General features: G+C 69.7%; 20 protein-coding genes. 14 read left to right on the plus strand and 6 right to left on the minus strand.

Going from position 1 to position 25,414, the window contains the following annotated elements:
• Positions 1 to 39: 39 nt before the first annotated feature.
• From AQJ27_RS08635 to AQJ27_RS08675, 9 genes are all read left to right on the plus strand, one after another.
• Entirely contained in the window at positions 40 to 2,997 is a 2,958-nt protein-coding gene (locus AQJ27_RS08635) for a M14 family metallopeptidase (RefSeq protein WP_067364145.1), read from the plus strand.
• Between the two features lie 190 nt (positions 2,998 to 3,187).
• On the plus strand, positions 3,188 to 4,198 hold the full coding sequence (gap, locus tag AQJ27_RS08640) for a type I glyceraldehyde-3-phosphate dehydrogenase (protein WP_067364148.1): 1,011 nt from the start codon (positions 3,188 to 3,190) through the stop codon (positions 4,196 to 4,198).
• A 128-nt stretch (positions 4,199 to 4,326) separates the two neighbouring features.
• On the plus strand, positions 4,327 to 5,538 hold the full coding sequence (locus tag AQJ27_RS08645) for a phosphoglycerate kinase (RefSeq protein WP_067364151.1): 1,212 nt from the start codon (positions 4,327 to 4,329) through the stop codon (positions 5,536 to 5,538).
• Between the two features lie 6 nt (positions 5,539 to 5,544).
• A complete protein-coding gene (gene tpiA / locus AQJ27_RS08650) occupies positions 5,545 to 6,321 on the plus strand; it encodes a triose-phosphate isomerase (protein WP_067364154.1) in 777 nt (258 codons plus the stop codon).
• Positions 6,322 to 6,446: 125 nt separating this feature from the next.
• Positions 6,447 to 6,683: a preprotein translocase subunit SecG gene (gene secG, locus AQJ27_RS08655; protein ID WP_006373292.1), complete on the plus strand. Its 237-nt coding sequence runs from the start codon at positions 6,447 to 6,449 to the stop codon at positions 6,681 to 6,683.
• Positions 6,684 to 6,919: 236 nt separating this feature from the next.
• Positions 6,920 to 7,255 carry an RNA polymerase-binding protein RbpA gene (locus AQJ27_RS08660; protein WP_075026247.1) on the plus strand — a complete coding sequence of 112 codons (336 nt, stop codon included), beginning with the start codon at positions 6,920 to 6,922 and terminating at the stop codon, positions 7,253 to 7,255.
• Positions 7,256 to 7,443: 188 nt separating this feature from the next.
• Positions 7,444 to 8,712: an MFS transporter gene (locus AQJ27_RS08665; protein WP_079064866.1), complete on the plus strand. Its 1,269-nt coding sequence runs from the start codon at positions 7,444 to 7,446 to the stop codon at positions 8,710 to 8,712.
• Positions 8,713 to 8,784: 72 nt separating this feature from the next.
• On the plus strand, positions 8,785 to 10,437 hold the full coding sequence (pgi, locus tag AQJ27_RS08670; protein WP_067364157.1) for a glucose-6-phosphate isomerase: 1,653 nt from the start codon (positions 8,785 to 8,787) through the stop codon (positions 10,435 to 10,437).
• Between the two features lie 101 nt (positions 10,438 to 10,538).
• A complete protein-coding gene (locus tag AQJ27_RS08675; RefSeq protein WP_067364159.1) occupies positions 10,539 to 11,480 on the plus strand; it encodes a hypothetical protein in 942 nt (313 codons plus the stop codon).
• 6 nt (positions 11,481 to 11,486) lie between these two features.
• On the opposite strand, the gene AQJ27_RS08680 is transcribed toward AQJ27_RS08675, so the two are convergent.
• The 3 genes from AQJ27_RS08680 to AQJ27_RS08690 are packed head-to-tail and all read right to left on the minus strand — an operon-like array spanning position 11,487 to position 15,069.
• Positions 11,487 to 13,778, minus strand: a complete 2,292-nt coding sequence (locus AQJ27_RS08680) for an ABC transporter permease (protein ID WP_067364163.1) — start codon at positions 13,776 to 13,778, stop codon at positions 11,487 to 11,489.
• 5 nt (positions 13,779 to 13,783) lie between these two features.
• On the minus strand, positions 13,784 to 14,557 hold the full coding sequence (locus AQJ27_RS08685; RefSeq protein ID WP_067364166.1) for an ABC transporter ATP-binding protein: 774 nt from the start codon (positions 14,555 to 14,557) through the stop codon (positions 13,784 to 13,786).
• Positions 14,554 to 15,069: a PadR family transcriptional regulator gene (locus AQJ27_RS08690; RefSeq protein WP_067364169.1), complete on the minus strand. Its 516-nt coding sequence runs from the start codon at positions 15,067 to 15,069 to the stop codon at positions 14,554 to 14,556. Before AQJ27_RS08690 ends, AQJ27_RS08685 begins: the two co-directional genes overlap by 4 nt.
• A gap of 189 nt (positions 15,070 to 15,258) precedes the next feature.
• On the opposite strand from AQJ27_RS08690, the gene AQJ27_RS08695 reads away from it, so the two are divergent.
• From AQJ27_RS08695 to AQJ27_RS08715, 5 genes are all read left to right on the plus strand, one after another.
• Positions 15,259 to 16,533: an ABC transporter substrate-binding protein gene (locus AQJ27_RS08695; RefSeq protein WP_067364171.1), complete on the plus strand. Its 1,275-nt coding sequence runs from the start codon at positions 15,259 to 15,261 to the stop codon at positions 16,531 to 16,533.
• Between the two features lie 198 nt (positions 16,534 to 16,731).
• Positions 16,732 to 18,369 carry a glycoside hydrolase family 13 protein gene (locus AQJ27_RS08700; protein ID WP_067364177.1) on the plus strand — a complete coding sequence of 546 codons (1,638 nt, stop codon included), beginning with the start codon at positions 16,732 to 16,734 and terminating at the stop codon, positions 18,367 to 18,369.
• Between the two features lie 64 nt (positions 18,370 to 18,433).
• A complete protein-coding gene (locus tag AQJ27_RS08705; protein WP_067364180.1) occupies positions 18,434 to 19,759 on the plus strand; it encodes an ABC transporter substrate-binding protein in 1,326 nt (441 codons plus the stop codon).
• A gap of 5 nt (positions 19,760 to 19,764) precedes the next feature.
• Entirely contained in the window at positions 19,765 to 21,123 is a 1,359-nt protein-coding gene (locus AQJ27_RS08710) for an ABC transporter permease (protein WP_067364183.1), read from the plus strand.
• Positions 21,120 to 21,959, plus strand: a complete 840-nt coding sequence (locus AQJ27_RS08715) for a carbohydrate ABC transporter permease (RefSeq protein WP_067364189.1) — start codon at positions 21,120 to 21,122, stop codon at positions 21,957 to 21,959. The genes AQJ27_RS08710 and AQJ27_RS08715 overlap by 4 nt, the downstream gene beginning before the upstream one ends.
• A gap of 90 nt (positions 21,960 to 22,049) precedes the next feature.
• On the opposite strand, the gene pgl is transcribed toward AQJ27_RS08715, so the two are convergent.
• Genes pgl through zwf form a run of 3 tightly spaced genes read right to left on the minus strand, consistent with a single transcriptional unit; the run spans position 22,050 to position 25,410 of the window.
• Positions 22,050 to 22,832: a 6-phosphogluconolactonase gene (pgl, locus tag AQJ27_RS08720; protein WP_067364192.1), complete on the minus strand. Its 783-nt coding sequence runs from the start codon at positions 22,830 to 22,832 to the stop codon at positions 22,050 to 22,052.
• Positions 22,829 to 23,890 carry a glucose-6-phosphate dehydrogenase assembly protein OpcA gene (opcA, locus tag AQJ27_RS08725; RefSeq protein WP_067364195.1) on the minus strand — a complete coding sequence of 354 codons (1,062 nt, stop codon included), beginning with the start codon at positions 23,888 to 23,890 and terminating at the stop codon, positions 22,829 to 22,831. Before opcA ends, pgl begins: the two co-directional genes overlap by 4 nt.
• Positions 23,887 to 25,410 (minus strand): glucose-6-phosphate dehydrogenase, encoded by a 1,524-nt coding sequence (gene zwf, locus AQJ27_RS08730; protein ID WP_067364199.1) that lies wholly within the window; start codon positions 25,408 to 25,410, stop codon positions 23,887 to 23,889. Before zwf ends, opcA begins: the two co-directional genes overlap by 4 nt.
• Positions 25,411 to 25,414 lie beyond the last annotated feature (4 nt).

Here is a 25,414-nt window from a genome sequence, read left to right on the forward strand (position 1 = left end):
TCTGTTCGCTGCTGTGGCGGACTCACGCAAGGGGGGCTCATGAGACGAAGAGCGAGAGCGATCCTCGCTACGGGCGCGCTCCTGCTGGGCGGTGCGGGCATGGCGCCCATCGCCCAGGCACAGAACGGCGGTTCACCCAAGCCCGACGCGAACGCCGTGAAGGTGTTCCGCGCGGAGATCACGAAGCAGCAGGTACCCCTGCTGCTCGCGGCCGGGCAGGACGGCCACGAACTCGGCGACACGACGTGGAAGAACGGCAAGAGCGCGGTCGAGGTCTACGTCACCGACCAGCAGGCCAAGAAGCTGCGGAAGCAGGGCGTCGACCTCACCGAGCACACCCTGACGGCCAACGCCGAGGCGCGGGTGGAGAACGCGGCCCAGGGCGTGTTCCGCCCGTACAGCGGCAAGGGCAATCTCCAGGAGGAGATCGTCAAGACCGGTGCCGCCCACCCCGACCTCGCCAAGGTCGTCTCCATCGGCAAGACGGTCAACGGCCAGGACATCCTCGCGCTCAAACTGACCAAGGGCGCGAAGAAGTCCAAGGACGGCTCCAAGCCGTCCGTGCTGTACATGTCCAACCAGCACGCGCGCGAGTGGATCACGCCCGAGATGACACGGCGTCTGATGCACTACTACTTGGACAACTACTCCACGGACAAACGCATCAAGAAGATCGTCGACTCCACCGAACTGTGGTTCGTCCTGTCGGCCAACCCCGACGGCTACGACTACACGTTCAAGGACGCCGACGCCCGCCAGTGGCGCAAGAACCTGCGGGACGTCAACGGCGACGGGGTCATCTCCACCGGTGACGGCGTCGACCTCAACCGCAACTTCGCCTACAAGTGGGGCTACGACGACGAGGGTTCGTCACCCAACCCCACCAACGAGACCTACCGCGGCGCGAGCCCCAACTCCGAGCCCGAGACCAGGGCGCTCGACGCCTTCGAGAAGCGGATCGGCTTCACGTACGGCATCAACTACCACTCCGCCGCCGAACTGCTCCTCTACGGAGTGGGCTGGCAGGTGGCGACGCCCACCCCGGACGACGTGCTCTACAAGGCGCTCGCCGGAACCCCCGAGAACTCGGCGATCCCGGGCTACCACCCCCAGGTCTCCTCGGAGCTCTACACGACCAACGGCGAGGCGGACGGCCACGCGGGCAACGTCAACGGCATGGCGATGTTCACCCCCGAGATGTCGACCTGTGAGACCGCCTCGGACATCGACCCGAACGACGCCTGGAACGCGGCCGACTGCGCCTCGATCTTCACCTTCCCGGACGACGAGAAGCTGATCGAGCAGGAGTTCGAGAAGAACGTCCCGTTCGCGCTCTCCGTCGCCGAGACCGCGGCCCACCCCGACCAGCCGTCGTCCTCGGTGGGCCTCGGCGCGGCCGACTTCACCCCGGCCCCCTTCACGACGTCGTACTCCCGCGGGGCCGACCAGGAGGTCTCCGTCGTCGTCCGCAAGTCCGTACGCGACAAGGAGCTCAAGTACCGTGTCAACGGCGGCCGTACGCTGGACATGGCACTCAAGGCCTGGAAGGGCGGCGAGACCTACGGCGGCAAGGACAACCTCTACTTCGACGAGTACCGCGCCAAGGTGAAGGACGGCGACCCCGGCGACAAGGTCGAGGTGTGGTTCACCGGTGAGACCAAGAGCGGCAAGAAGACCTCCAGTACGCACTTCACGTACACCGTGGCCCAGCGGCCCGGTGCCGACACGCTGGTCGTCGCCGAGGAGGGTGCGACCGCCACGCAGTCCCAGGCCTACGTCGACGCCCTGAAGGCCAACGGCAGGAAGCCCCTTGTCTGGGACGTGGCAACCCTCGGCGCGCCCGACGCGCTCGGCGTGCTCGACCACTTCAAGACGGTCGTCCACTACACCGGCGCCGCACGCCCGGGCAACGCCACCCAGCTCCAACTGCGCGCCTTCCTCAACGAGGGCGGCAAGCTGATCGAGGCGGGCGAGCAGGCCGGCGGCAACGTCGACCTCGGCGGCGGCACCCTTTCGAACGACTTCAGCCAGTACTACCTGGGCGCCTACTCCCGTACGTCCACTCCGGGGGCCAACGGATTCACCGGCGCCGGGCAGCTCACCGGCTTCACGGGGGCGCTCGGCGACGCGCCCGGCAATCCGCTGAACACGGCGGGCACCTACGGCGTCACCTCGGACTCGCTGGCGCCCGCGCAGTACCCGCAGTTCGCGTCGAGCGCGGGAGCGGGCCAGTTCGCCGGGACCGTCAACCCGTACGGGCCCTACGCGGGCTCGTACATGGCCGCCGCCGTGCACACCGACGACGCCTACAAGCGCCTCACCCGGACCATCGACCTCACCGGTGTCAGCGCCGCCGACAAGCCGACGCTGCGCACCCAGCTCCTGTGGGACACCGAGCCCGGCTACGACCACGCGGTGCTCGAGGCCCACACCACCGGGGCCGACGACTGGACGACGCTCCCCGAGGCGGGCGGCGCCACCAGCGCCACGGTCCCGGCGGAGTGCGAGGCCGGATTCCTGGTCAGGGAGCACCCCTTCCTCAAGCGGTACCTGACCGTGAGTTCCACCGGCTGCGCCAACACCGGTACCAGCGGGGCGTGGAACAGCTTCACCGGTGCCTCCAGCGGCTGGCAGCAGGTCAACTTCGACCTCAGCGCGTACGCCGGCAAGTCGGTCGAGGTGTCGCTGAGCTACATCACCGACCCGAACACCGGCGGTCACGGCGTCCTCGCGGACAACGCCTCCCTCGTCGTCGGCGGGGCGGCCACCGAGACCGAGGGCTTCGAGACCTCCCTCGGGCCCTGGAGTGCCTCCGGACCGCCTCCGGGCAGCCCCTCCGTGCTCAAGGACTGGGCGCGCTATGGAGAGCTGTTCAAGACATACGGCGGAGTCACCACGCACGACACGGTGCTGTTGGGCTTCGGCCTGGAGCACGTCACCGCGTCGGCCGACCGCGCGGCCCTCATCAAGAAGGCGCTCGGGGCGCTGAACGGCTAACCCTGTGTGACTATCTCGTCAACTCCGAGGGTGTTCCGTACCCCTACTGGTGGGTACGGAACGCCCTGCCGTGTATGGGGTATCTCGATGTCACCGCAGACGCCTCGGGGAGGTAGGGTCGTAGGCGGTCGGGGACATCCCATACAACTCGCCGGCACTGAGTCGGCGTACCTAACGAGGAGATCGGTTCGTGACGATCCGCGTAGGCATCAACGGCTTTGGCCGCATCGGTCGTAACTACTTCCGCGCGCTGCTGGAGCAGGGTGCTGACATCGAGATCGTGGCTGTCAACGACCTGGGTGACACCGCGACCACCGCTCACCTGCTGAAGTACGACACCATCCTGGGCCGCCTCAAGGCCGAGGTGTCGCACACCGCCGACACGATCACCGTCGACGGCCACACCATCAAGGTGCTCTCCGAGCGCAACCCCGCCGACATCCCGTGGGGCGAGCTCGGCGTCGACATCGTCATCGAGTCGACCGGCATCTTCACCAAGAAGGCCGACGCCGAGAAGCACATCGCCGGCGGCGCCAAGAAGGTCCTGATCTCGGCTCCGGCCAAGGACGAGGACATCACGATCGTGATGGGCGTCAACCAGGACAAGTACGACCCGGCGCAGCACCACATCATCTCCAACGCCTCCTGCACCACCAACTGTGTGGCGCCGATGGCCAAGGTGCTCGACGAGAACTTCGGCATCGTCAAGGGCCTGATGACGACGGTCCACGCGTACACGAACGACCAGCGCATCCTGGACTTCCCGCACTCGGACCTGCGTCGCGCCCGCGCCGCCGCCGAGAACATCATCCCGACCACGACCGGTGCCGCCAAGGCCACCGCCCTGGTCCTCCCGCAGCTCAAGGGCAAGCTCGACGGCATCGCGATGCGCGTCCCGGTCCCGACCGGCTCGGCCACCGACCTGGTCGTGACGCTGCAGCGCGAGGTCACCAAGGACGAGGTCAACGCCGCGTTCAAGAAGGCCTCCGACGACGGCGACCTCAAGGGCTACCTGGCCTACACCGAGGACGCGATCGTCTCCTCGGACATCGTCGGCGACCCGGCCTCCTGCACCTTCGACTCCTCCCTGACGATGGTCCAGGAGGGCAACTCGGTGAAGATCCTCGGCTGGTACGACAACGAGTGGGGCTACTCCAACCGCCTCGTCGACCTCACGGTCTTCGTCGGCGGCCAGCTCTAAGTCCCGGAGCAGGCACCTCTGATGTGAGAGCAGGGCTCGGGCAGCGCACAGCCGCGTTGTCCGAGCCCTGCTCTGTGCACGGATCGATCAGCCCTCCCGGACAACAGAGCCCTCCTAGGAGTCCCTTTATGAAGACGATCGACGAACTTCTCGCCGAAGGCGTGGACGGCAAGCGGGTCTTCGTCCGCGCCGACCTCAACGTTCCGCTGGCCGACGGCCTCATCACCGACGACGGCCGTATCCGCGCCGTCCTGCCCACCGTCAAGGCCCTCGCCGAAGCGGGCGCCAAGGTGGTCGTCGCCTCGCACCTGGGCCGCCCCAAGGGCGCACCGGACCCGGCGTTCTCCCTGCTGCAGCCCGCCGAGCGTCTCGGTGAACTGCTCGGCGCCCCCGTGGCGTTCGCCCAGGACACCGTCGGCCCCGCCGCCCACGACGCCGTGAACGGCCTCCAGCCCGGCCAGGTCGCCGTGATCGAGAACCTGCGCTTCAACCCGGGCGAGACGTCCAAGGACGACACCGAGCGCGGCGAGTTCGCCGACCAGCTCGCCGCCCTGGCCGACGTCTACGTAGGCGACGGTTTCGGTGCCGTGCACCGCAAGCACGCCTCCGTGTACGACCTCCCGGCGCGCCTTCCGCACTACGCGGGCTACCTCATCGCCACCGAGGTCAACGTCCTGAAGAAGCTCACCGAGGACGTCAAGCGCCCCTACGTCGTCGCGCTCGGCGGCGCCAAGGTCTCCGACAAGCTCGCCGTCATCGACCAGCTGCTCGGCAAGGCCGACCGTCTGCTCATCGGCGGTGGCATGGCGTACACCTTCCTCAAGGCCAAGGGGTACGAGGTCGGCATCTCCCTCCTTCAGGAGGACCAGGTTCCGGCCGTCAAGGAGTACATGGACCGCGCGGAGAAGAACGGCGTCGAGCTGGTCCTCCCCGTCGACGTCCTGGTCGCTCCGGAGTTCCCGGACCTGAAGACCAAGGCCCCCGCCAACCCCACCACCGTCGCCGCGGACGCCATCCCGGCCGACCAGGAGGGCCTGGACATCGGTCCGGAGACCCGCAAGCTGTACGCCTCGAAGCTCGCCGACGCGGCCACCGTCTTCTGGAACGGTCCGATGGGCGTCTTCGAGCACCCCGACTATGCCGAGGGCACCAAGGCGGTCGCCCAGGCCCTCGTCGACTCCCAGGCCTTCACGGTCGTCGGCGGTGGCGACTCCGCCGCGGCCGTCCGCATCCTGGGCTTCGACGAGAAGGCTTTCGGTCACATCTCGACCGGTGGCGGCGCCTCCCTCGAATACCTCGAGGGCAAGACGCTCCCCGGCCTCGCCGCACTGGAGGACTGACCCCGCATGACGACCCGTATGCCGCTGATGGCGGGCAACTGGAAGATGAACCTCAACCACCTCGAGGCCATCGCGCACGTCCAGAAGCTCGCCTTCGCCCTGGCCGACAAGGACTACGAGGCCTGTGAGGTCGCCGTCCTGCCGCCCTTCACCGACCTGCGCTCCGTGCAGACCCTGGTCGACGGCGACAAGCTCAAGATCAAGTACGGCGCGCAGGACCTCTCGGCGCAGGACTCCGGTGCCTACACCGGCGAGATCTCGGGCCCGATGCTGGCCAAGCTGAAGTGCACGTACGTGGCGATCGGCCACTCCGAGCGCCGGCAGTACCACAACGAGACCGACGAGATCGTCAACGCCAAGATCAAGGCCGCCTTCAAGCACGGCCTGACCCCGATCCTGTGCGTCGGCGAGGAGCTGGCCGTCCGTGAGGCGGGCAACCACGTCGCGCACACGCTCTCCCAGGTCGACGGGGGTCTCAAGGACGTTCCGGCCGAGCAGGCCGAGTCGATCGTGATCGCGTACGAGCCGGTCTGGGCCATCGGCACCGGCAAGGTCTGCGGCTCCGACGACGCCCAGGAGGTCTGCGCGGCGATCCGCGCCCGGCTGGCCGAGCTGTACTCCCAGGAAGTGGCCGACCAGGTCCGCATCCAGTACGGCGGCTCCGTGAAGTCCGGCAATGTCGCGGAGATCATGGCGAAGCCCGACATCGACGGTGCCCTGGTCGGCGGTGCCTCTCTGGACGCCGACGAGTTCGTCAAGATCGTCCGCTTCCGCGACCAGTAAGTATGCGCTAGCGGCGATTCGTCGTACCCTTGCGGGGGTCGTGGCCTTCGGAGTGGGCTTGAGATGCTCACCCAGTAGGCTTCGGCCCCCGTCGTCCATTCAGTTCCGAGGAAGTTGGTCCAGCCGTGGTTTTGGGGTTCTCGATCGCCCTGATCGTCTTCAGCCTGCTGCTGATGCTGCTGGTGCTGATGCACAAGGGGAAGGGCGGCGGCCTCTCCGACATGTTCGGTGGCGGCATGCAGTCGTCCGTCGGTGGCTCCTCGGTCGCCGAGCGCAACCTCGACCGCATCACCGTGGTGATCGGTCTGCTCTGGTTTGCGTCCATTGTCGTGCTCGGCATCCTGATGAAGGTCAACAACTGATCACCGACCGGCATCGGTACAGCAGCACAACTGCACATTACGCAAGCACAATCCGCACGTAAGGCCCCATGTCCGGTACGCGCCCCCAGGCGCGGCCTATCATGGGGCTTGCGTCTAGGGGCCGGGGTGTAACTCCAATCACTGGACGCGCGTTGGGCCTTACGTAGACTGAGGCGCTCGCAGCGAAGCGTCACGCCGACTCGCTTCGCGGCACCATCACGCAGGGAGTTACGACCGTGGCAAGTGGCAACGCGATCCGAGGAAGCCGGGTCGGGGCGGGGCCGATGGGCGAGGCCGAGCGCGGCGAGTCCGCGCCGCGGCTGCGCATCTCCTTCTGGTGCTCCAACGGGCACGAGACGGTGCCCAGCTTCGCCAGCGACGCGCAGGTTCCCGAGACCTGGGACTGCCCGCGCTGCGGCTTTCCCGCCGGACAGGACCAGGACAACCCGCCGGACCCGCCGCGCACCGAGCCGTACAAGACGCACCTCGCGTACGTACGGGAGCGGCGCAGCGACGCGGACGGCGAGGCCATCCTCGCCGAGGCGCTCGCCAAACTGCGGGGCGAAATCTAGGAGTTGAGAACCGGCCGGGCACAGAGGTGCCTGGCCGGACGTGTTTCGTACGCCGGGTCGCGCACGGGCGCACCGCCAGGGCGCACCACCGTGCAGACCCGGTCGTGGGGCGTCCGCGGCGCCGTCGCGAGCCGATTGTCAGTGGTGCCCTCTACGGTTCTTGAAGTGGCGGAACCGGAGGGGGCGTTGTGGCGACGGTCGAGGCGGCGGGGGTGCGGGCACCCGCGTGGCGCGGGGGATTCGGGCGGCTGTGGAGCGCGGCGGTGGTCTCGCGCTTCGGGGACGCCCTGCGCACCGCCGCGCTGCCGCTGCTCGCCGTGCGGCTCACGGACGATCCGCTCGTCATCGCCTCCGTCACGGCCTGCGGCTACCTTCCCTGGCTCCTCTTCGGGCTGCTGGGCGGCGCGGTCGCGGACCGGGTGGACCAGCGGCGGGCGATGTGGGCCGTCGACACCGTACGCGGCGGGCTGGTGGCCTGCTTCGCCCTCGCCGTCGGGCTCGGCCACGCCACGATCGGCCTGCTGATCGCGCTCGCCTTCGCCCTGACCACCCTCCAGACGCTGTTCGACAACGCGTCCACGGCCCTGCTGCCCTCCCTGGTCGGCAAAGAGACCCTGGGCAGCGCCAATGCCAGGCTGATGACCGGCCAGCAGCTCGCCGGCGGCTTCCTCGCCGGCCCCTTCGTGCCGCTGCTGCTCGCCCTCGGGGCCGCCGCGCCGTTCGCGGCCGACGCGGTCACCTATCTGCTGGCCGCGGCACTCGTGGCCTCCCTGCGGATCCGGGCGCCCGAGCGGGAGCCCCGCCCCGCCGGGAGCACCCTGCGGGCGGAGGTGGCCGAAGGAGTGCGCACCCTGTGGCACGACAGGGTGCTGCGCGCGGTCTGCACGGCCACACTGCTGTGCAACATCGGCATGGGCGCCCTGATCGCCACGCTGGTCCTGCACGTGACCGGCTGGCTGCACGCGGGAAACGCGGGCTTCGCGGCCGCGATGACGGCCTACTCGGCCGGATCCCTGGCCGGGGGAGGGCCGGCCCAGTGGATCGCGCGCCGGATCGGGGGGGTACGGAGCCTGTTCCTGGGCGGATGCGTCCAGACGGCGGCCCTGGTACTCCTCGGCACCGTCCGCCACCTGGGTGCACTCCTCGCGGGCATGGCACTGCTCGGACTGATGGGCATGGTGTGGAACGTCAACCAGGTCACGCTGATGCAGCAGCGCAGCCCGGCAGCCATGGTGGGCCGTGTCAGCTCCGCGTTCCGCACCGCCTCCACCTCCGGTGCCCCGGTCGGCGCCCTGCTCGGCGGCACCGTGGCGGGTGCCTACGGGCTGAACGGACCCGCGCTGTTCGCGGCCGTCCTCTTCGGGCTCGCCGTCGCCTCGCTGATACCCGCGCATCTGCCGGACGTATCTGTTGTTGAGCCGGACGACGGCGCTACGACAGCTCACGTCAAGCCCTGATCAATTAGGTTGGGACCGGCAGTGGGGCGAGGCAAGCAGCAGCACACGCAGGAAAGAAGGCGGAAGCCAGAGATGAACGCAGACAGCCGTGCCAGGCTCGACCAGACGCCCGAGTGGACCGCTCTGGCCAAGCACCGCGAGGAGCTCGCGGAGACCCATCTGCGGGACCTGTTCGCAACCGACCCCGGTCGCGGAACCGGGTACACCCTCCAGGTCGGCGATCTCCACGTCGACTACTCCAAGCACCTGGTGACCGACGAGACGCTGCGGCTGCTGCGCGAGCTGGCGGCGGCGACCGACGTCTTCGGTCTGCGGGACGCCATGTTCCGCGGCGAGAAGATCAACGTCACCGAGAACCGGGCCGTGCTCCACGTGGCGCTGCGCGCCCCGCGGGACGCGGTGATCGAGGTCGACGGGGAGAACGTCGTCCCGGCCGTGCACGCCGTGCTCGACAAGATGGCCGACTTCGCCGAGCGGGTCCGTTCGGGTGAGTGGACCGGTCACACCGGCAAGCGCATCAGGAACGTCGTGAACATCGGCATCGGCGGCTCCGACCTCGGCCCGGCGATGGCGTACGAGGTGCTGCGCTCCTTCACCGACCGCGACCTCACGGTCCGCTTCGTGTCGAACGTGGACGGCGCCGACCTGCACGAGGCCGTCCGCGACCTCGACCCGGCCGAGACCCTGTTCATCATCGCCTCGAAGACGTTCACCACCATCGAGACGATCACCAACGCGACCTCCGCGCGCAACTGGCTGCTGACCGAGCTGAAGGCCGGTCAGGATGCCGTGGCCAAGCACTTCGTGGCGCTGTCGACCAACGCCGAGAAGGTCTCCGACTTCGGTATCGACACGGCCAACATGTTCGAGTTCTGGGACTGGGTCGGCGGACGGTACTCGTACGACTCCGCGATCGGTCTGTCCCTGATGATCGCGATCGGGCCGGACCGCTTCCGGGAGATGCTCGACGGGTTCCACCTCGTCGACGAGCACTTCCGCACCGCGCCCGCCGAGACCAATGTGCCGCTGCTGATGGGCCTGTTGGGCATCTGGTACGGCAACTTCCACGACGCCCAGTCGCATGCCGTACTGCCGTACTCGCACTACCTGTCCAAGTTCACGGCGTATCTGCAGCAGCTGGACATGGAGTCCAACGGCAAGTCCGTGCAGCGCGACGGGCAGGACGTGGAGTGGGAGACCGGCCCGGTCGTGTGGGGGACGCCCGGCACCAACGGGCAGCACGCCTACTACCAGCTCATCCACCAGGGCACGAAGCTGATCCCGGCGGACTTCATCGGCTTCGCCGAGCCGGTCGCCGATCTGCTGCCGGGCCTGGTCGCCCAGCACGACCTGTTGATGGCGAACTTCTTCGCGCAGACCCAGGCCCTCGCCTTCGGCAAGACACCGGACGAGGTGCGCGCCGAGGGCGTGGCCGAGGAACTGGTCCCGCACAAGACGTTCAAGGGCAATCACCCGACGACGACGATCCTCGCGAGGAAGCTGTCGCCCTCGGTGCTCGGCCAGTTGGTCGCCCTCTACGAGCACAAGGTGTTCGTCCAGGGCGCGGTCTGGAACATCGACTCCTTCGACCAGTGGGGTGTCGAGCTCGGCAAGGTCCTCGCCAAGCGGGTCGAACCCGCGCTGACCGAGGGTGCGGACGTGCCGGGCCTGGACGAGTCGACGAAGGCGCTCGTCGCGAAGTACCGAGAGCTGCGCGGCCGGTAGGCGCGGTCGCGCGTGGGTCACGGAAAGCGGGCGGTGGGAGTCCGCCCGCTTCCCGTAGACTCCCGGACGATCATGCGGATGAAGGCTCGGGGGAGCGGAAGTTGACTGGTTCGCGAGGAAGATGGCTGAGCGGCACGCTGTCGGCGAGGTCGATTCTGCAACCCAAGGCCGTGGCGCAGGCGGTGTTCCACCCCGTGTGGATTCCGGCGTCGGTCGATCCGTCCGTGGAGCGGCTCAAGCGTGTGCGTGTCATTGCCGGGGCGGTCGCGGCGTTCGGCGTGTACACCTTCGTGCAGGGCAAGTTCGACTTCACCGAGGTCCTGCAGAACATGCTGACGGCGGCCGTCGTCCTGCTGTTCATCACGCCCACGACGGTGGGCGTGATGCTCTTCGTCTGGCGGCGCACCGGGAGGATCCGCCAGCTGCGCGTGCCTCTCTTCAACTCGCTCAAGCTGTTGCTGCTCTTCATCGGCATGGTCGTGGCGACGGTGTTCTTGTGGCAGCTGTCCACCTCGCTCGGCGGCATCATGCTGGTGGTGCTCGGTTTCACCGCGCTCTGGCTGACCGGATTCCTGGCCTACGGAGCCGTGCAGCTGTCCGGGAACTTCTTCGGATCCGCCGCCGTCCACCGCTGCCTGCCGCCGCTGCTCGCCATGGTGACGACCTGGCTGATGGCCATTCCCGACCTGGTCACGGGTGACCTGCACGGGCTCAGTTTCACGATGGGCATCGTCTTCATTCTGGGCGCGCCGGTGACGGTCACGGCCATAGCCTTCCTGGAGATGAACCGGCTCCGCCGCCGCTACGGGATTCGGCTGGGCGCGCACCCCGCCACGTTGCCGCCGCTTCCCGCGCCGTCGGCGTACGGGCCGAACGCGGGGTTCGTGCCGCCGCAGGGGAACCTCTACGCGCCGGGCCCGCAGTACCCGTATCCGCCGCAGCACCCGTACGCCCCGCCGAGCCCCTACCCGCCGCAGCACCCGTACGCGCCGCCGAACCCGAACCCGAACCCGTACAACCAGGGGAACCCGTACGGGTCCTGACCGTGATCAGGCCACCGCGCTCAGGGTGTCCGCGAGCCTTCGTCGGGCGGCGCGGCCCGCGGGGAGCGCGGCGAGGGCGGCGGCGCCCAGGACCGCGGCCAGACCGAACAGGGACAGCAGGAGGGGGGACGGCCCCCGGGCGATACCGGCGCCGATCCCACTCGACTTCCCCTGGACGTCGATCAGCCAGTGCGCCAGAGGCAGCCCCAGCGCCGTACCCGCGAGGACCGCTGCCAGCGCGGTGCAGGTGGTGGCCGTGACGGTGACCGCCGTGATCTGCCGCGGGGACAGCCCGATGGCCTTGAGCGCCAGCAGATCCCGTTCGCCCTCGCGCACGGTGCCGCCGACCGCGGTCAGCAGCTCGATGAGCCCGATCAGGGCCAGTACGGCGATCAGCCCGACGACGACGCCGCGCAGCGGCGAGAGACCGTCGGCCGGGTTGGTCACGGCGTGCACGTCCAGGTGCCCGTGTCCGGCCGCGGTCAGCTCGGCGGCGACCTTGCCCGGGTCGGCGCCGGGGCGCAACTGGAGCTGGTAGAGGGTCGGGCGGAGCTCCGGGTCGTTCTCGCGCAGGGTGTCGAGCGAGGTGGAGATGACGCGGCCGCCGTTCTCCGGCTCGATGCTGCGGCCGACGATGTGCAGGATCTGCGGGCGTGCGCCGACGGTCATCCGCACCCAGTCCCCGACGCGCACGTCCAGCAGGTCGAGCAGCCCCTGACCGGCCACCGCCTCGTCGGGCCCGCGGGCCGGGCGGCCCTCGGCCAGCGAGAACGGGTACGGGTCCTGGTGCGTACCGAGCCCGCGCAGTGCGATCGTCGCCGTCTGGCCCGGAACCAGAGCGGCCACCTCGGCGCCCGGGTGCACGGCGGTGACCTGCGCGTTCCGGGCGAGCAGGGCGCGGGCTGCCGGATCGCCGAGGCTCTCGTCCGGGTGTGCCGTGAGCGCGGCCGCGAGGCCGATCCGTTCGGGTTCGCTGTGGAAGCGGTCGATGGTGGTCCATGCGCTCAGCGCGACCACGATCAGCAGCAGGGGCAGGGCGAGCCGGGCGACCGTGGCCAGCGAGCGCGGCCGCCGCGGGAAAGCCTGGTGCCAGCCCAGCACGAGCGCGGGGGGCAGCCGCAGTCCGAGCGCCCGGCGGGCCACGCCCGACAGACGGCCGGCCGGCGGTGCGGCGGCCCGCAGCACGGGCACGGGGGGCACCCGGCCCGCCCGCCACGCGGCGATCCCGGTCGTCGCGCCGATGAAGAGCACCGCGGCCACCGGCACCGCCAACAGCGCCGCGGTGTGCCCGGGCAGTCCCTGCCAGACGCCCAAGGCGTCGCCGAGGCGGCCGGGGATCCGGCTCCCCAGCGCCTGCGTGAGCGTGGCGGCGACCAGGGCGCCCAGCGACGCGTACACCACGTGCTGGATCAGGAAGATGCGTACCACCTGGCCGGGCGTGAACCCGATCGCCTTCAGTACCGAGATGTCCCGCAGGTGGCCGCGGATACGGGTGCCGATCGCGCCATGCACGGCGAGCGCGGCGGCGAGGAGCGCGCCGAGGCCGAACAGGCCAAGGACCTGTCCCAGCAGCCGGTTGTCGCCCTGGGCCTCGGCGCGGGCCTGCTGCCAGTTCGACACCTGGGTGACCGCGCCGGAGCCGAGCGTCGTCACCGCGCGCTGCACGGCGTAGTCCGTGTCGCCGGGATCGGTCAGGCGCAGACCGATGATCTGGCCCGTGTGTCCGTCCGCGCCCCGCACCGCGGAGGGCAGCGCCCAGACGACCCCCGACCGCTCGCCGGGGCGGTAGCGGGGCTCGGCGCTGTCGGTCACGCCCAGGACGGTCAGGGTGCGTGTGGTGCCGGGCACGGTGAGGGTGTCCCCGGGCTCGGCCCACAGCGCACGGGCGAGACTTTCCTCCAGGACGACTCCGTCGGGCCGGGCCTGGTCGAGCCAGTGACCGGAGACGAGCAGCGGCCGACCGGTGACGGGCGGCTCGACGGCGCCGCGCAGCTCGACGGAGGCACGGGTGCCGCGTGACTCGACGGTGGCGGACGCGGTGCGGTACGGGCCCGCCACGGACTCGACGCCGTCCAGCCGCGCGAGCCGCCCGGCGTCGGCGGACGCGCCGGTGTGGATCCATACGTGCGCGCCGTGCGACTGCGTGAAGACGCGCTGCCAGGGGTTCGTCGCGTATCCGAAGAGCGCCGCGGCGAGCAGCAGTGAGGCGACGATTCCCGCGGTGGCGAGCACGATGAACAGCGCCTCGCCCCGATGCGTGCGCAGATCGGCATGCGCCCAGCGCAGAGTGGCCCGCACGCTGCTCAGTCCCTCAGTTCCAGCACGCCGGATATCCCGGCGCCGCGTGACGGCGTGCCGTCGAGTTCCGCGTCGTCGGCGATGCGGCCGTCGAAGAAGCTGATCACGCGGTCCGCGGCGCTGGCGAGCCGGGCGTCGTGGGTGACGAGCACGATGGTCTGACCGCGCTGGTGGAAGCGGGACAGCAGCCGCATCACCTCGCGGGTGCCCTTGCTGTCCAGGCTGCCCGCGGGTTCGTCGGCCAGCAGCAGGGACGGATGGTTGACCAGTGCCCGGGCCAGGGCGACCCGCTGCTGTTCGCCGCCGGACAGCTCACCCGGCATGCTGCGTCCCTTGCCCGCCAGGCCCAGCTCGGACAGCAGCCGCTCGCGCTCGGCGCGCGCCTGTTTGGGGGAGACCCCGGCGAGCAGGGCGGGCAGCTCCACGTTGTCGGCGACCGACAGATTGGAGACCAGGTTGAAGAACTGGAAGACGATGCCGATGCGCCGTCGCCGTTCCACCGCCCAGCGCGCCTCGCTGTAGGCGTCCGTGCATTCGGCGTCCAGCCAGACGCTGCCGGAGTCGGGCCGCTGGAGGCCGCCGAGGAGGTGTAGCAGCGTCGACTTGCCGGCGCCGGACGGGCCGGTGACGGCCACGAACTCGCCCTGGCGCACGGCAAGATCCACTCCGCGCACGGCATACGCCGGGGCGCCCTCGCCGTAGTGGGTCTTGACCAGGCCCTCGGCGCGCAGCAAGGGAGTCTGACCCTCGGCGCGCGGCACAGGAGCGGTGTGGCTCATTCCAGCTCCTCCAGTTCCTCCTGGCAGCGCTCCAGCCAGTCCAGATCGGCCTGCAGGTGCAGCATGGCGCCCTCGATCAGCAGCTGGGAGATGCGGTTGTCCCGGTCCTCGGCCGCGGCGAGCTTCGACAGATTGCGCATGGTGTTCAGGTACTGCCGCCGCTGCCTGTTGATCAGTGCGATCTGGTCGGCCAGGCCGGTCGTGGGGGCGAGCGCGAGTTTCATGAAGAACTCGTCCCGCACCCGGGGCTCGTCCGCCGTCTCCTGGTACCAGGCATGCAGCGCCTCGCGCCCGCTGTCGGTGAGGTGGTAGATCTTCTTGTTGGGCCGGCTCGACTGCTCGACTTCCTCGCCCTCGATCAGTCCCGTCTTCTCGAGGCGGCCGAGCGTGACGTAGATCTGGCCGACGTTGGGCTGAGGGTACGCGGAGCCCAGCAGTTGCTCAAGGTCCTGCTTGAGCTCGTACCCGTGGGCCGGGCCTCGCGCCAGCAGGGCCAGGAGGGGCAGCCGCACCCGTGCTCTCCTCCCCGCATCCTTGTCATGTGCCGCAGACCGATGTCACACCGATGTCAGGCCGTTGCCCGGTCGATGCGGCCGAAAGACCAATGTGTCTCAGGCCCTAGTATCGCCCATACCTAACAGGTATACATGGCCACTGACGTCGGGCGAAGGTGCCCGACGCCGGTGTACAGGGAGGAACCTATGCGGTGGATACGTGCCGCCGGTAGGGGCCTCCTGGTCGCAGTGGTGGTCCTGACCGGTTACGTCGCCTCCGGCACCCCCGCCGACGGGGCGCACGGCGCCGGTCGCGGCCCGCTCACCCTGGCGACCGCGGGGGACCTCACCGGCTATCTGGGGCCACTGCTCGAAGGCTGGAACCGTACTCACCCCGGTGAGAAGGTCACCCTCGTCGAACTCCCGGACTCCGCCGACGAGACGCACGCGCAGATGACGACCGACCTGCGCGGCGGCGGTGGCAGAAGCCGCTTCGACGTCCTCAACATCGACGTCGCCTGGACCTCGGAGTTCGCCGCCGCGGGCTGGATCTCTCCGCTGGACCGCGGCCGCTTCCCGCTCCACAGCTTCCTGCCGCCGGTCGTGGACACGGCGACGTACGACGGAAGGCTGTACGCGGTCCCGTACGTCACCAACGCGGGACTCCTTCTGTACCGCAAGGACGTCCTCGCCAAGGAGGGCGTCGCGCCCCCGCGGACCTGGGCCGAGCTGGAGCGACAGGCGAGGACCATCGCCCCGAAGTACGGACTCGACGGCTACGCCGGCCAGTTCCTGCCCTACGAGGGTCTCACCGTGAACGCGGCGGAGGCGGTCTACTCGGCGGGCGGCACGATCCTCGGGGACGAGGGCGAGCGCGTCACCGTGAACTCCGAGGCGGCCCGCGAGGGCATCGGGTTCCTCGCCGACGGCGTGCGCGACGGCTGGATTCCGAAGAAGGCGCTGACGTACAAGGAAGAGGAGTCGAAACAGGCCTTCCAGGACGGCCATCTCCTCTTTCTGCGCAACTGGCCCTACGCCTACGTCGGTGCTTCCGGCAAGGGATCGGCGGTGGCCGGGAAGGTCGGCGCGGTCCCCCTGCCCGGACCCGACGGACCGGGCACGAGCGTGCTGGGCGGCTCCAACCTGGCCGTCAACACACATGCGAGGCACCCCGATTCGGCCGCGCGCCTGATCGCGTACCTCACGACCGAGCGGGCGCAGCGCCAGGTCCTCACCAAGGGTGCGCTGCCGCCCGTACGGGCGGCGCTGTACCAGGACCCGGAGCTGATCCGGGAGTTCCCCTATCTGCCCACGCTGCGCGCCAGCGTCCTCGCGGCCGCCCCACGCCCCAAGAGCCCGCGCTACGACCAGGTCAGCCTGGTCGTGCAGGCCGTGGTCCACGATGCGATGACGGGGCAGGAGACGCCTTCCGCGGCGGTACGGCGGCTGGCGCGCGAGCTGGCAGCCATCTCGCCTCGGTAGCACCCCGAGGTGCCCTGTCGGCATCCTGCTAGTTACTTGTTAGGTAACGGGAGCATCCCATCTCCGGGTTTTGTGCCCGAAAAGTCTGCATATAACTGACCAACTTCTCGGTTGATGCTGCCTACTCGTTGACACCTGTGCGACACGCCTACCTAACATGCATGCATAACCGTAGGCACGCACAGACAGGTCCAACGGGTGACCCTCAACACACACCGCTGGTGGCGCGACGCAGTGATCTACCAGGTGTACGTCCGCAGCTTCCTGGACAGCACCGGCGACGGCATCGGCGATCTCGCCGGGGTTCGCGCGGGCATGCCGTACCTCAAGAAGCTCGGTGTCGACGGCATCTGGCTGAGCCCCTTCTACCCCTCGCCGCAGCACGACCACGGCTACGACGTCGCCGACTACTGCGACGTGGACCCGCTCTTCGGCGACCTCGCCGAGTTCGACCTGCTGATGACCGACGCCCGCCGCCTCGGCGTCAAGGTGCTCCTGGACATCGTCCCCAACCACTGCTCCAGTGAGCACCCGTGGTTCCGTGCCGCGCTCGCGGCGGAGCCGGGCAGCGCGGCACGCGCCCGCTTCCACTTCGCCGACGGACGCGGCCCGGACGGCGCCGAGCCGCCCAACAACTGGCATGCCATGTTCGGCGGACCCGCCTGGTCCCGCGTCACCGAGGCGGACGGCAACCCCGGCCAGTGGTACCTGCACATGTTCACGTCCGAACAGCCCGACCTGAACTGGCGCAACCCCGAGGTCGGCGCGCACTTCGACCACGTGCTGCGGTTCTGGCTCGACCGGGGCGTCGACGGCTTCCGCATCGACGTCGCCGCCGGCCTCTTCAAGCACCCCGACCTGCCGGACTCGCCCGACCCGGAGGCCGACGCCCGCACCCGCGACTCGGTCAACCCGCTCGCCTGGAACCGGCCCGAGGTGCACGACGTGTGGCGCCACTGGCGGTCCGTCTGCGAGGAGTACACCGGGCGCGACGGCCGCGACCGGCTGCTGGTCGGCGAGGTCTCGGTACCGACGGCCCGCGAACACGCCCAGTACGTACGCCCGGACGAGCTCCACCAGGCCTTCTTCTTCGACCTGCTCAGCGCGCCCTGGAGCGCCGACGCCTTCCGCAAGGTCATCTCCGAGGCCATGCAGGACATAGCCGGCACCGGATCGACGGTCACCTGGGTCCTCAACAACCACGACCAGGTCCGCACCGTCACCCGCTACGGCGAGCTCGGCACCGAGGGCAGCGGCCTCGGTACGGCCCGCGCCCGCGCCGCCGCACTGCTGATGCTGGCGCTGCCCGGAGCCGCGTACATCTACCAGGGTGAGGAGCTCGGGCTGCCCGAGGTCGTCGACCTGCCCGACGACGTGCTGACGGACCCGATCTTCCGCCGTACGGGAAGCCGCGCCCGTATCCGCGACGGCTGCCGGGTGCCGCTGCCCTGGTCCGGGCACGCCTCGCCGTTCGGCTTCACCTCGGGCGCGGAGAGCGCCAAGCCGTGGCTGCCGCAGCCCGACTACTTCGCCGAGTACGCCACCGACCGCGCGCTCGCCGACACCCGCTCCTTCTGGCACCTCTACCGCGACGGGCTCCAGCTGCGCGCCGGGCTCCCGCAGCTGGGCGAGGGCGCGCTGCGCTGGCTTCAGGCGCCGCCCGGCGTCCTCGCCTTCGTCCGCGACGACGGCCTGGTGTGCGCCGTCAACTTCGGTACGGCCCCCACACCCGCGCCGGTCTCCGGCACCCCCTTGCTGTCCAGCGGCCCCTGTCCGGCCGGCGTGCTGCCCGGCTCCACGGCCGCCTGGTGGATCAGCGACTGCACGAATCCCTGACCCTCCCCTCCTCTCTCCTCCTCCGTTTTCCGTCCGTTCCCCTGCCCTGAAAGGGACATCAACGATGATGCGACGACGTACGACCCTGCTCGCGAGCTGCACCACCCTCGCCCTGGCCCTCGGCGCCACCGCCTGCGGAGGCGGACCCGTGGCCGCCGGAGGCGGCGGTAAGTCGCTCAGCGGCCAGACGATCACCGTGGCCGGTGTCTGGTCCGGCAGCGAGCAGAAGAACTTCCAGAAGGTCCTGGACGCCTTCACCGCGAAGACGGGCGCCAAGACCCAGTTCGTCTCCACCGGCGACAACGTCTCCACGGTCGTCGGCAGCAAGATCGAGGGCGGCAACGCCCCCGACGTGGTGATGGTCCCGCAGGTCGGCGTCCTCCAGCAGTTCGCGAAGGAGGGCTGGCTCAAGCCGCTCTCCAAGACCACCGAACAGTCCGTCGACACCAATTACGCGAGCGTCTGGAAGAAGTACGGCAGCGTCGGCGACACCCTCTACGGCCTGTACTTCAAGGCCGCCCACAAGTCGACCGTCTGGTACAGCCCCGACGCGCTCGACCAGGCGGGTGTCAAGCCGCCGACCACGTACGACGCCATGCTGAAGGCCGGACACACCGTCTCCGACTCGGGCCTCGCCGCCTTCTCCGTCGCCGGACAGGACGGCTGGACGCTCACCGACTGGTTCGAGAACATCTACCTCTCCCAGGCGGGACCCGAGAAGTACGACGCCCTGGCCGCCCACCAGCTGAAGTGGACCGACCCGACCGTGGTCGAGGCGCTCACCACCCTCGGCAAGCTCTTCAAGGACAAGCAACTCATGGCCGGCGGTCAGAAGGGGGCCCTGAACACGGACTTCCCCGGCTCCGTCGAGAAGGTCTTCGGACCCAAGCCCGAGGCGGGCATGGTCTACGAGGGCGACTTCGTCGCCGGGGTCGCCAAGGACCAGTTCGGCAAGAAGATCGGCCAGGACGCGAACTTCTTCCCCTTCCCCGCGGTCGACGGCGGCAAGGCGCCGGTGGTCAGCGGCGGTGACGCGGCCGTCGTCCTGAAGGACGGCAAGAACCAGAAGGCCGCCATGACGTTCCTGGAGTACCTGGCGACCCCCGAAGCGGCCGCCGTCTGGGCCGGGGCGGGCGGCTTCCTCTCCCCGAACAAGAAGCTCGACCTCGCCTCCTACAGCGACGACATCGCCCGCGAGACCGCCAAGTCCCTGGTCGCCGCAGGGGATTCGGTCCGCTTCGACATGTCCGACCAGGCCCCCGCCGCGTTCGGCGGCACCAAGGGCGCCGGCGAGTGGAAGATCCTCCAGGACTTCCTCCGTGACCCCTCGAACCCGAAGGCGACCGCGGCCGAACTGGAGAAGGCCGCGGCCAAGGCGTACCAGGGCTGATCGCCATGACCGCCACCCTCGTGAAAGAGGCGAGCCCTCCGGCCGTGAACATGGCCGACCGCAGACGGCGGGCCAGGCGCCGCGGCCGGATCATCGCCCTCGTCTTCGTCCTCCCCGCCCTGCTCCTGCTCGGCGCGCTCGTCGTCTACCCCGTGGTCTTCTCCGTGGGGCGCAGCTTCTTCGACGCCTCCGGCAGCCGGTTCGTGGGCGGCGACAACTACACCGAGATGTTCCGCGACCCGGCCACGCTCAAGGCCGTACGCAACAGCGCCATCTGGGTCGTCGTCGCGCCGACGCTGCTCACCGGGCTCGGCCTGGTGCTCGCCGTCCTGGTCGAGAAGATCCGCTGGGCCACCGCGTTCAAGCTGCTGCTGTTCATGCCCATGGCGGTCTCCTTCCTGGCCGCCGGCATCATCTTCCGGCTCGCGTACGACGAGGACCCCGACAAGGGTGTCCTGAACGCCGCCGTGGTCGGCGTCCACGACGCGTTCGAGGGAACCTCGTCGTATCCGACCGCCCGCGCCCGCGACGGCCGAGGTCTCACCAAGGGCGCCGACGGTTCGTACCGTACGACCGCCTCCGCCTCGCCCGGCCACACGGTCGGCCTCGGGCTCGTCGGCGTCCTCCCCAAGGACCTGCCGAAGGACGCGAAGCCCGCCTACGCGGCCGCGGGGCAGCAGGCGGCCCGGGACGAGCTGCGCGGTGTCGTCTACCTGGACTTCACACCCGGTGGGGGAGGGAAGGAGGGCCGGGTCGACCGCGGGGAGAGCGGACTGCCCGAGGTGAAGGTCGAGGCGGCGCGCGACGGGAAGACGGTCGCGAGCACGACCACCGCGGCCGACGGCTCCTTCCACTTCTCGGGGCTGGACCCCGGTTCGTACACCGTGCGGCTGCCCGCGTCGAACTTCAGCCCGCCGTACGAGGGCGTGTCCTGGCTCGGTCCGGCGCTGGTCACCCCCGCCATCATCGGCGCGTACCTGTGGATCTGGACCGGCTTCGCCATGGTGCTGATCGGTGCGGGACTCGCCGCCCTGCCGCGCGACGCGCTGGAGGCGGCCCGGATGGACGGCGCCAACGAGTGGCAGATCTTCCGCCGGATCACCGTGCCGCTGCTGGCACCCGTGCTCACCGTGGTCTTCGTCACGCTCGTGATCAACGTGATGAAGGTCTTCGACCTCGTCTACATCATCGCGCCAGGCCCCGTGCAGGAGGACGCCACCGTGCTCGCCACCCAGATGTGGCTGGTGTCCTTCGGCGGCGGCAACAACCAGGGCCTGGGCAGCGCACTCGGTGTGCTCCTCCTGCTCCTGGTCGTCCCCGCCATGGTCTTCAACGTCCGCCGCTTCCGAAGGAGTCAACGATGAACGCGCTCAGGCGGGGGCTCGGCAACGGCCTGGTGCAGGCGTTCCTGGTGATCGTCGGCCTGGTCTGGGTCACCCCGCTCGCAGGGCTCTTCCTCTCCTCGATGCGCTCGGCGCAGGACACCGCCGAGGGAGGCTGGTGGACGGTGCTGACCAGCCCCGGTCAGCTCTCCTTCGACAACTACTCCGCCCTTCTGGGCAATGCGGGGATGACACGGGCGTTCTGGAACACCGTGCTGATCTCCGTGCCGGCCACCGTCCTCGTCGTGGTGATCGCGGCGCTCGCCGGATACGCCTTCGCCTGGCTGGAGTTCCCCTTCCGGGACACGATCTTCCTCGTCGTGGTGGCGTTGTTGGTGGTGCCGGTTCAGATCGGGCTGCTGCCGGTCGCCAAACTCTTCGGCGCGCTGGGGCTGTTCGGCACGATTCCCGGTGTCGTGCTCTTCCACGTCGCCTACGGGCTGCCGTTCGCCATCTTCCTGCTGCGCAACTACTTCGCGGAGATGCCGAAGGAGATGCTGGAGGCCGCCCGGATGGACGGAGGCGGCGAGTGGCGCATCTTCACCCAACTGGTGCTGCCGGTCGGACGTCCGGCCATCGCGAGCCTGGCCATCTTCCAGTTCCTGTGGGTGTGGAACGACATGCTGGTCGCCCTGTTGTTCGCCGACAGTTCCTCGCAGCCGTTGACCGTCGAACTCCAGTCACAGATCAGGCAGTTCGGCAGCAATATCGATGTGCTGGCGCCGGGGGCGTTTTTGTCGCTGATCGTTCCGGTGATGGTGTTCTTCGCGTTCCAGCGGCACTTCGTGCAAGGGGTGATGGCCGGGTCGGTGAAGTGAGGGGCAAAAGACCGCGCAGTTCCCCGCGCCCCTCTTCAGGGGCGCGGGGAACTGCGCGAATGGGGTCTGAGGCGCAGCCCCAGGTACGGCTCAGGCCGAAGCCGGCGGGTACAGCGAGCGCGGCAGCTGGGAGGCCGCCGCCGCGTCCAGGAGCCACAGGGTGCGTGAGCGCCCGTGGGCGCCGGCCGCCGGGGCCTGCACCTCGCCCGCGCCCGAGAGGGCGATCGCCGCGGCCTGCGCCTTGTCCTCGCCTGCCGCCAGCAACCAGACCTCACGGGCGGAACGGATCGCGGGCAGGGTGAGCGTGACCCGGGTCGGCGGGGGCTTGGGGGCGCCGTGCACGCCCACCACCGTCCGCTCCGTCTCACGGACCGCGGGAAGCTCCGGGAAGAGCGAGGCCACGTGGGTGTCCGGGCCGACGCCCAGCATCAGGACGTCGAACGAGGGAACGGAACCGTGGTTCTCGGGACCCGCGGCCTTCGCGAGCTCGGCCGCGTACGCCTCCGCCGCCGCGTCCACGTCGGTACCGTACGGACCGTCGGACGCGGGCATCGCATGCACCCGCGCGGGGTCCACCGGCACCGAGTCCAGCAGTGCCGCACGGGCCTGGGTGTCGTTGCGGTCCGGATCGCCCTCGGGCAGGAACCGCTCGTCACCCCACCACAGGTCGATACGGCCCCAGTCGATGGCGTCCCGGGCGGGTGCGGCCGCGAGCGCCGCGAGGAGCCCGTTGCCGTTGCGCCCGCCGGTGAGGACCACCGAGGCGTAGCCGCGCGAGGCCTGCGCGTCCACGACCTTGGTGATCAGCCGGGCCGCGGCGGCCTGGGCCATCAGCTCCTTGTCGCGGTGCACGACGAGCTGCGGAGTGTTCACTCGGAGGCCGCCTTCTTCGCAGGAGCCTTCGCAGGAGCCTTCGCGGGGGCCTTCTTCGCGGGTGCCTTGGCGGCGGCGGTCTTGACGGCCGCCTTCACCGTGGCCGGCTCCTCCTCGACGGCCTCGGCCGTCGCCCCGTTCAGCCGGTCCACCCCGTACCGCAGCGCCGAGGCGTAGGTGTCGTCCGGGTCGAGCCGGCGCAGCTCCTCCGCGATCAGCTCCGAGGTGTCGCGGCGCTTGAGCGCCACCGCACGGTCGGGCTGGCCCTCGATGGAGAGGGTCGCCAGGGTGCCGTCGGCGCGGTCCAGGGTGATCGGGCCGCAGCTCGTTTCCATACGGACGCCGGTGAGGCCGGGGCCGGAGGACTTGGACCGCTTGACGGGGACGTCCAGCCGGTCCGCGAGCCACATGGCGAGCAGCTCCACGCTCGGGTTGAACTCCTCGCCCTCCACCTCGACCGCGTTCACGTCACAGATGACCTGGTCGAGGGCGGCGGCCAGCATCGAGCGCCAGGGCGTGATGCGGGTCCAGGAGAGGTCGGTGTCCCCGGGGGTGTAGGCGTCGGCACGCGCGTTGAGCTCGCGTACGGGCGCCTCGGCGGCGTAGGTGTCGGTGACGCGGCGCTGGGCCAGCTTTCCGAGCGGGTCGTTGGCCGGGTCGAGCGGCGCGCTCACCGGCCACCAGACGACGACCGGCGCGTCCGGCAGCAGCAGCGGCAGGACGACCGAGTCGGCGTGGTCGGCGACCTCGCCGTACAGCCGCAGCACGACCGTCTCGCCGGTGCCCGCGTCCGCACCGACCCGCACCTCGGCGTCGATGCGGGACTTCGTGCGGTCGCGGGGCGAGCGGGAGACGCGCTTGATGACCACGAGGGTGCGCGAGGGGTGCTCGCGGGACGCCTCGTTGGCGGCCTTCAGGGCGTCGTAGGCGTTCTCTTCGTCGGTGACGATGACGAGGGTGAGCACCATGCCCACGGCGGGGGTGCCGATGGCGCGGCGGCCCTGCACCAGCGCCTTGTTGATCTTGCCGGCCGTGGTGTCCGTGAGGTCTATCTTCATGGGCGACGCCAGCTCCGTCCGTCTCGCTCGAGCATTTCGTCGGCCTCGACGGGGCCCCACGTGCCCGAGGGGTACTGCGCGGGCTTGCCGTGCTTGTCCCAGTACTGCTCGATCGGGTCGAGGATCTTCCAGGACAGCTCGACCTCCTCCGTGCGCGGGAAGAGGTTCGAGTCGCCGAGCAGGACGTCGAGGATCAGTCGCTCGTACGCCTCCGGGCTCGACTCGGTGAACGACTCGCCGTAGGCGAAGTCCATCGAGACGTCCCGGATCTCCATCGAGGTGCCGGGCACCTTGGAACCGAAGCGGACCGTGACGCCCTCGTCGGGCTGGACGCGGAAGACGATCGCGTTCTGGCCCAGCTCCTCCGTCGCCGTGTGATCGAACGGGGAGTGCGGGGCGCGCTGGAAGACCACCGCGATCTCGGTGACGCGGCGGCCGAGCCGCTTGCCGGTGCGCAGATAGAAGGGGACGCCCGCCCAGCGGCGGTTGTCGACCTCCACCTTGATCGCGGCGTAGGTGTCGGTCTTCGACTTGGGGTCGATACCGTCTTCCTGGAGGTAGCCGACGGCCTTCTCGCCGCCCTGCCAGCCGGCCGCGTACTGCCCGCGGACGGTGTCGCGGCCCAGGTCCCGGGGGATCCGGACCGCGCCGAGGACCTTGGTCTTCTCGGCGGCGAGGGCGTCCGCGTCGAAGGAGGAGGGCTCCTCCATGGCGGTCAGGGCCATCAGCTGCAGGAGGTGGTTCTGGATGACGTCCCGGGCGGCGCCGATGCCGTCGTAGTAGCCGGCCCGGCCGCCGATACCGATGTCCTCGGCCATGGTGATCTGGATGTGGTCGACGAAGGACCGGTTCCAGATCGGCTCGAACATGGTGTTGGCGAAGCGGAGCGCCAGGATGTTCTGGACGGTCTCCTTGCCGAGGTAGTGGTCGATGCGGAAGACCTGGTCCGAGGAGAAGACCTCGTGCACGATCGCGTTGAGTTCCTCGGCCGACTTCAGGTCGTGGCCGAACGGCTTCTCGATGACCGCGCGCCGCCAGGAGCCGTTCGACTGGTCGGCCAGGTGATGCTTCTTCAGCTGCTGGATGACCACCGGGAAGGCGGACGGCGGCACGGAGAGGTAGAAGGCGAAGTTGCCGCCCGTGCCCTGTGCCTTGTCCAGCTCGTCGATCGTGGCGCGCAGCCGCTCGAACGAGTCGTCGTCGTCGAAGGTGCCCTGGACGAAGCGCATCCCCTGGATGAGCTGCTGCCAGACCTCCTCGCGGAACTCCGTACGGGCGTGTTCCTTGACGGCGTCGTGGACCACCTGGGCGAAGTCCTCGTTCTTCCACTCGCGGCGGGCGAAGCCGACGAGCGAGAAGCCCGGCGGCAGCAGCCCGCGGTTGGCGAGGTCGTACACGGCAGGCATCAGCTTTTTACGTGACAAATCGCCCGTGACGCCGAAGATGACCAGGCCCGACGGCCCCGCGATACGCGGGAGCCGTCGGTCTGCGGGGTCACGCAGCGGGTTGCTGCTTGACAAGGTT

It is taken from the genome of Streptomyces olivochromogenes, assembly GCF_001514115.1.
GTDB lineage: Bacteria > Actinomycetota > Actinomycetes > Streptomycetales > Streptomycetaceae > Streptomyces > Streptomyces olivochromogenes.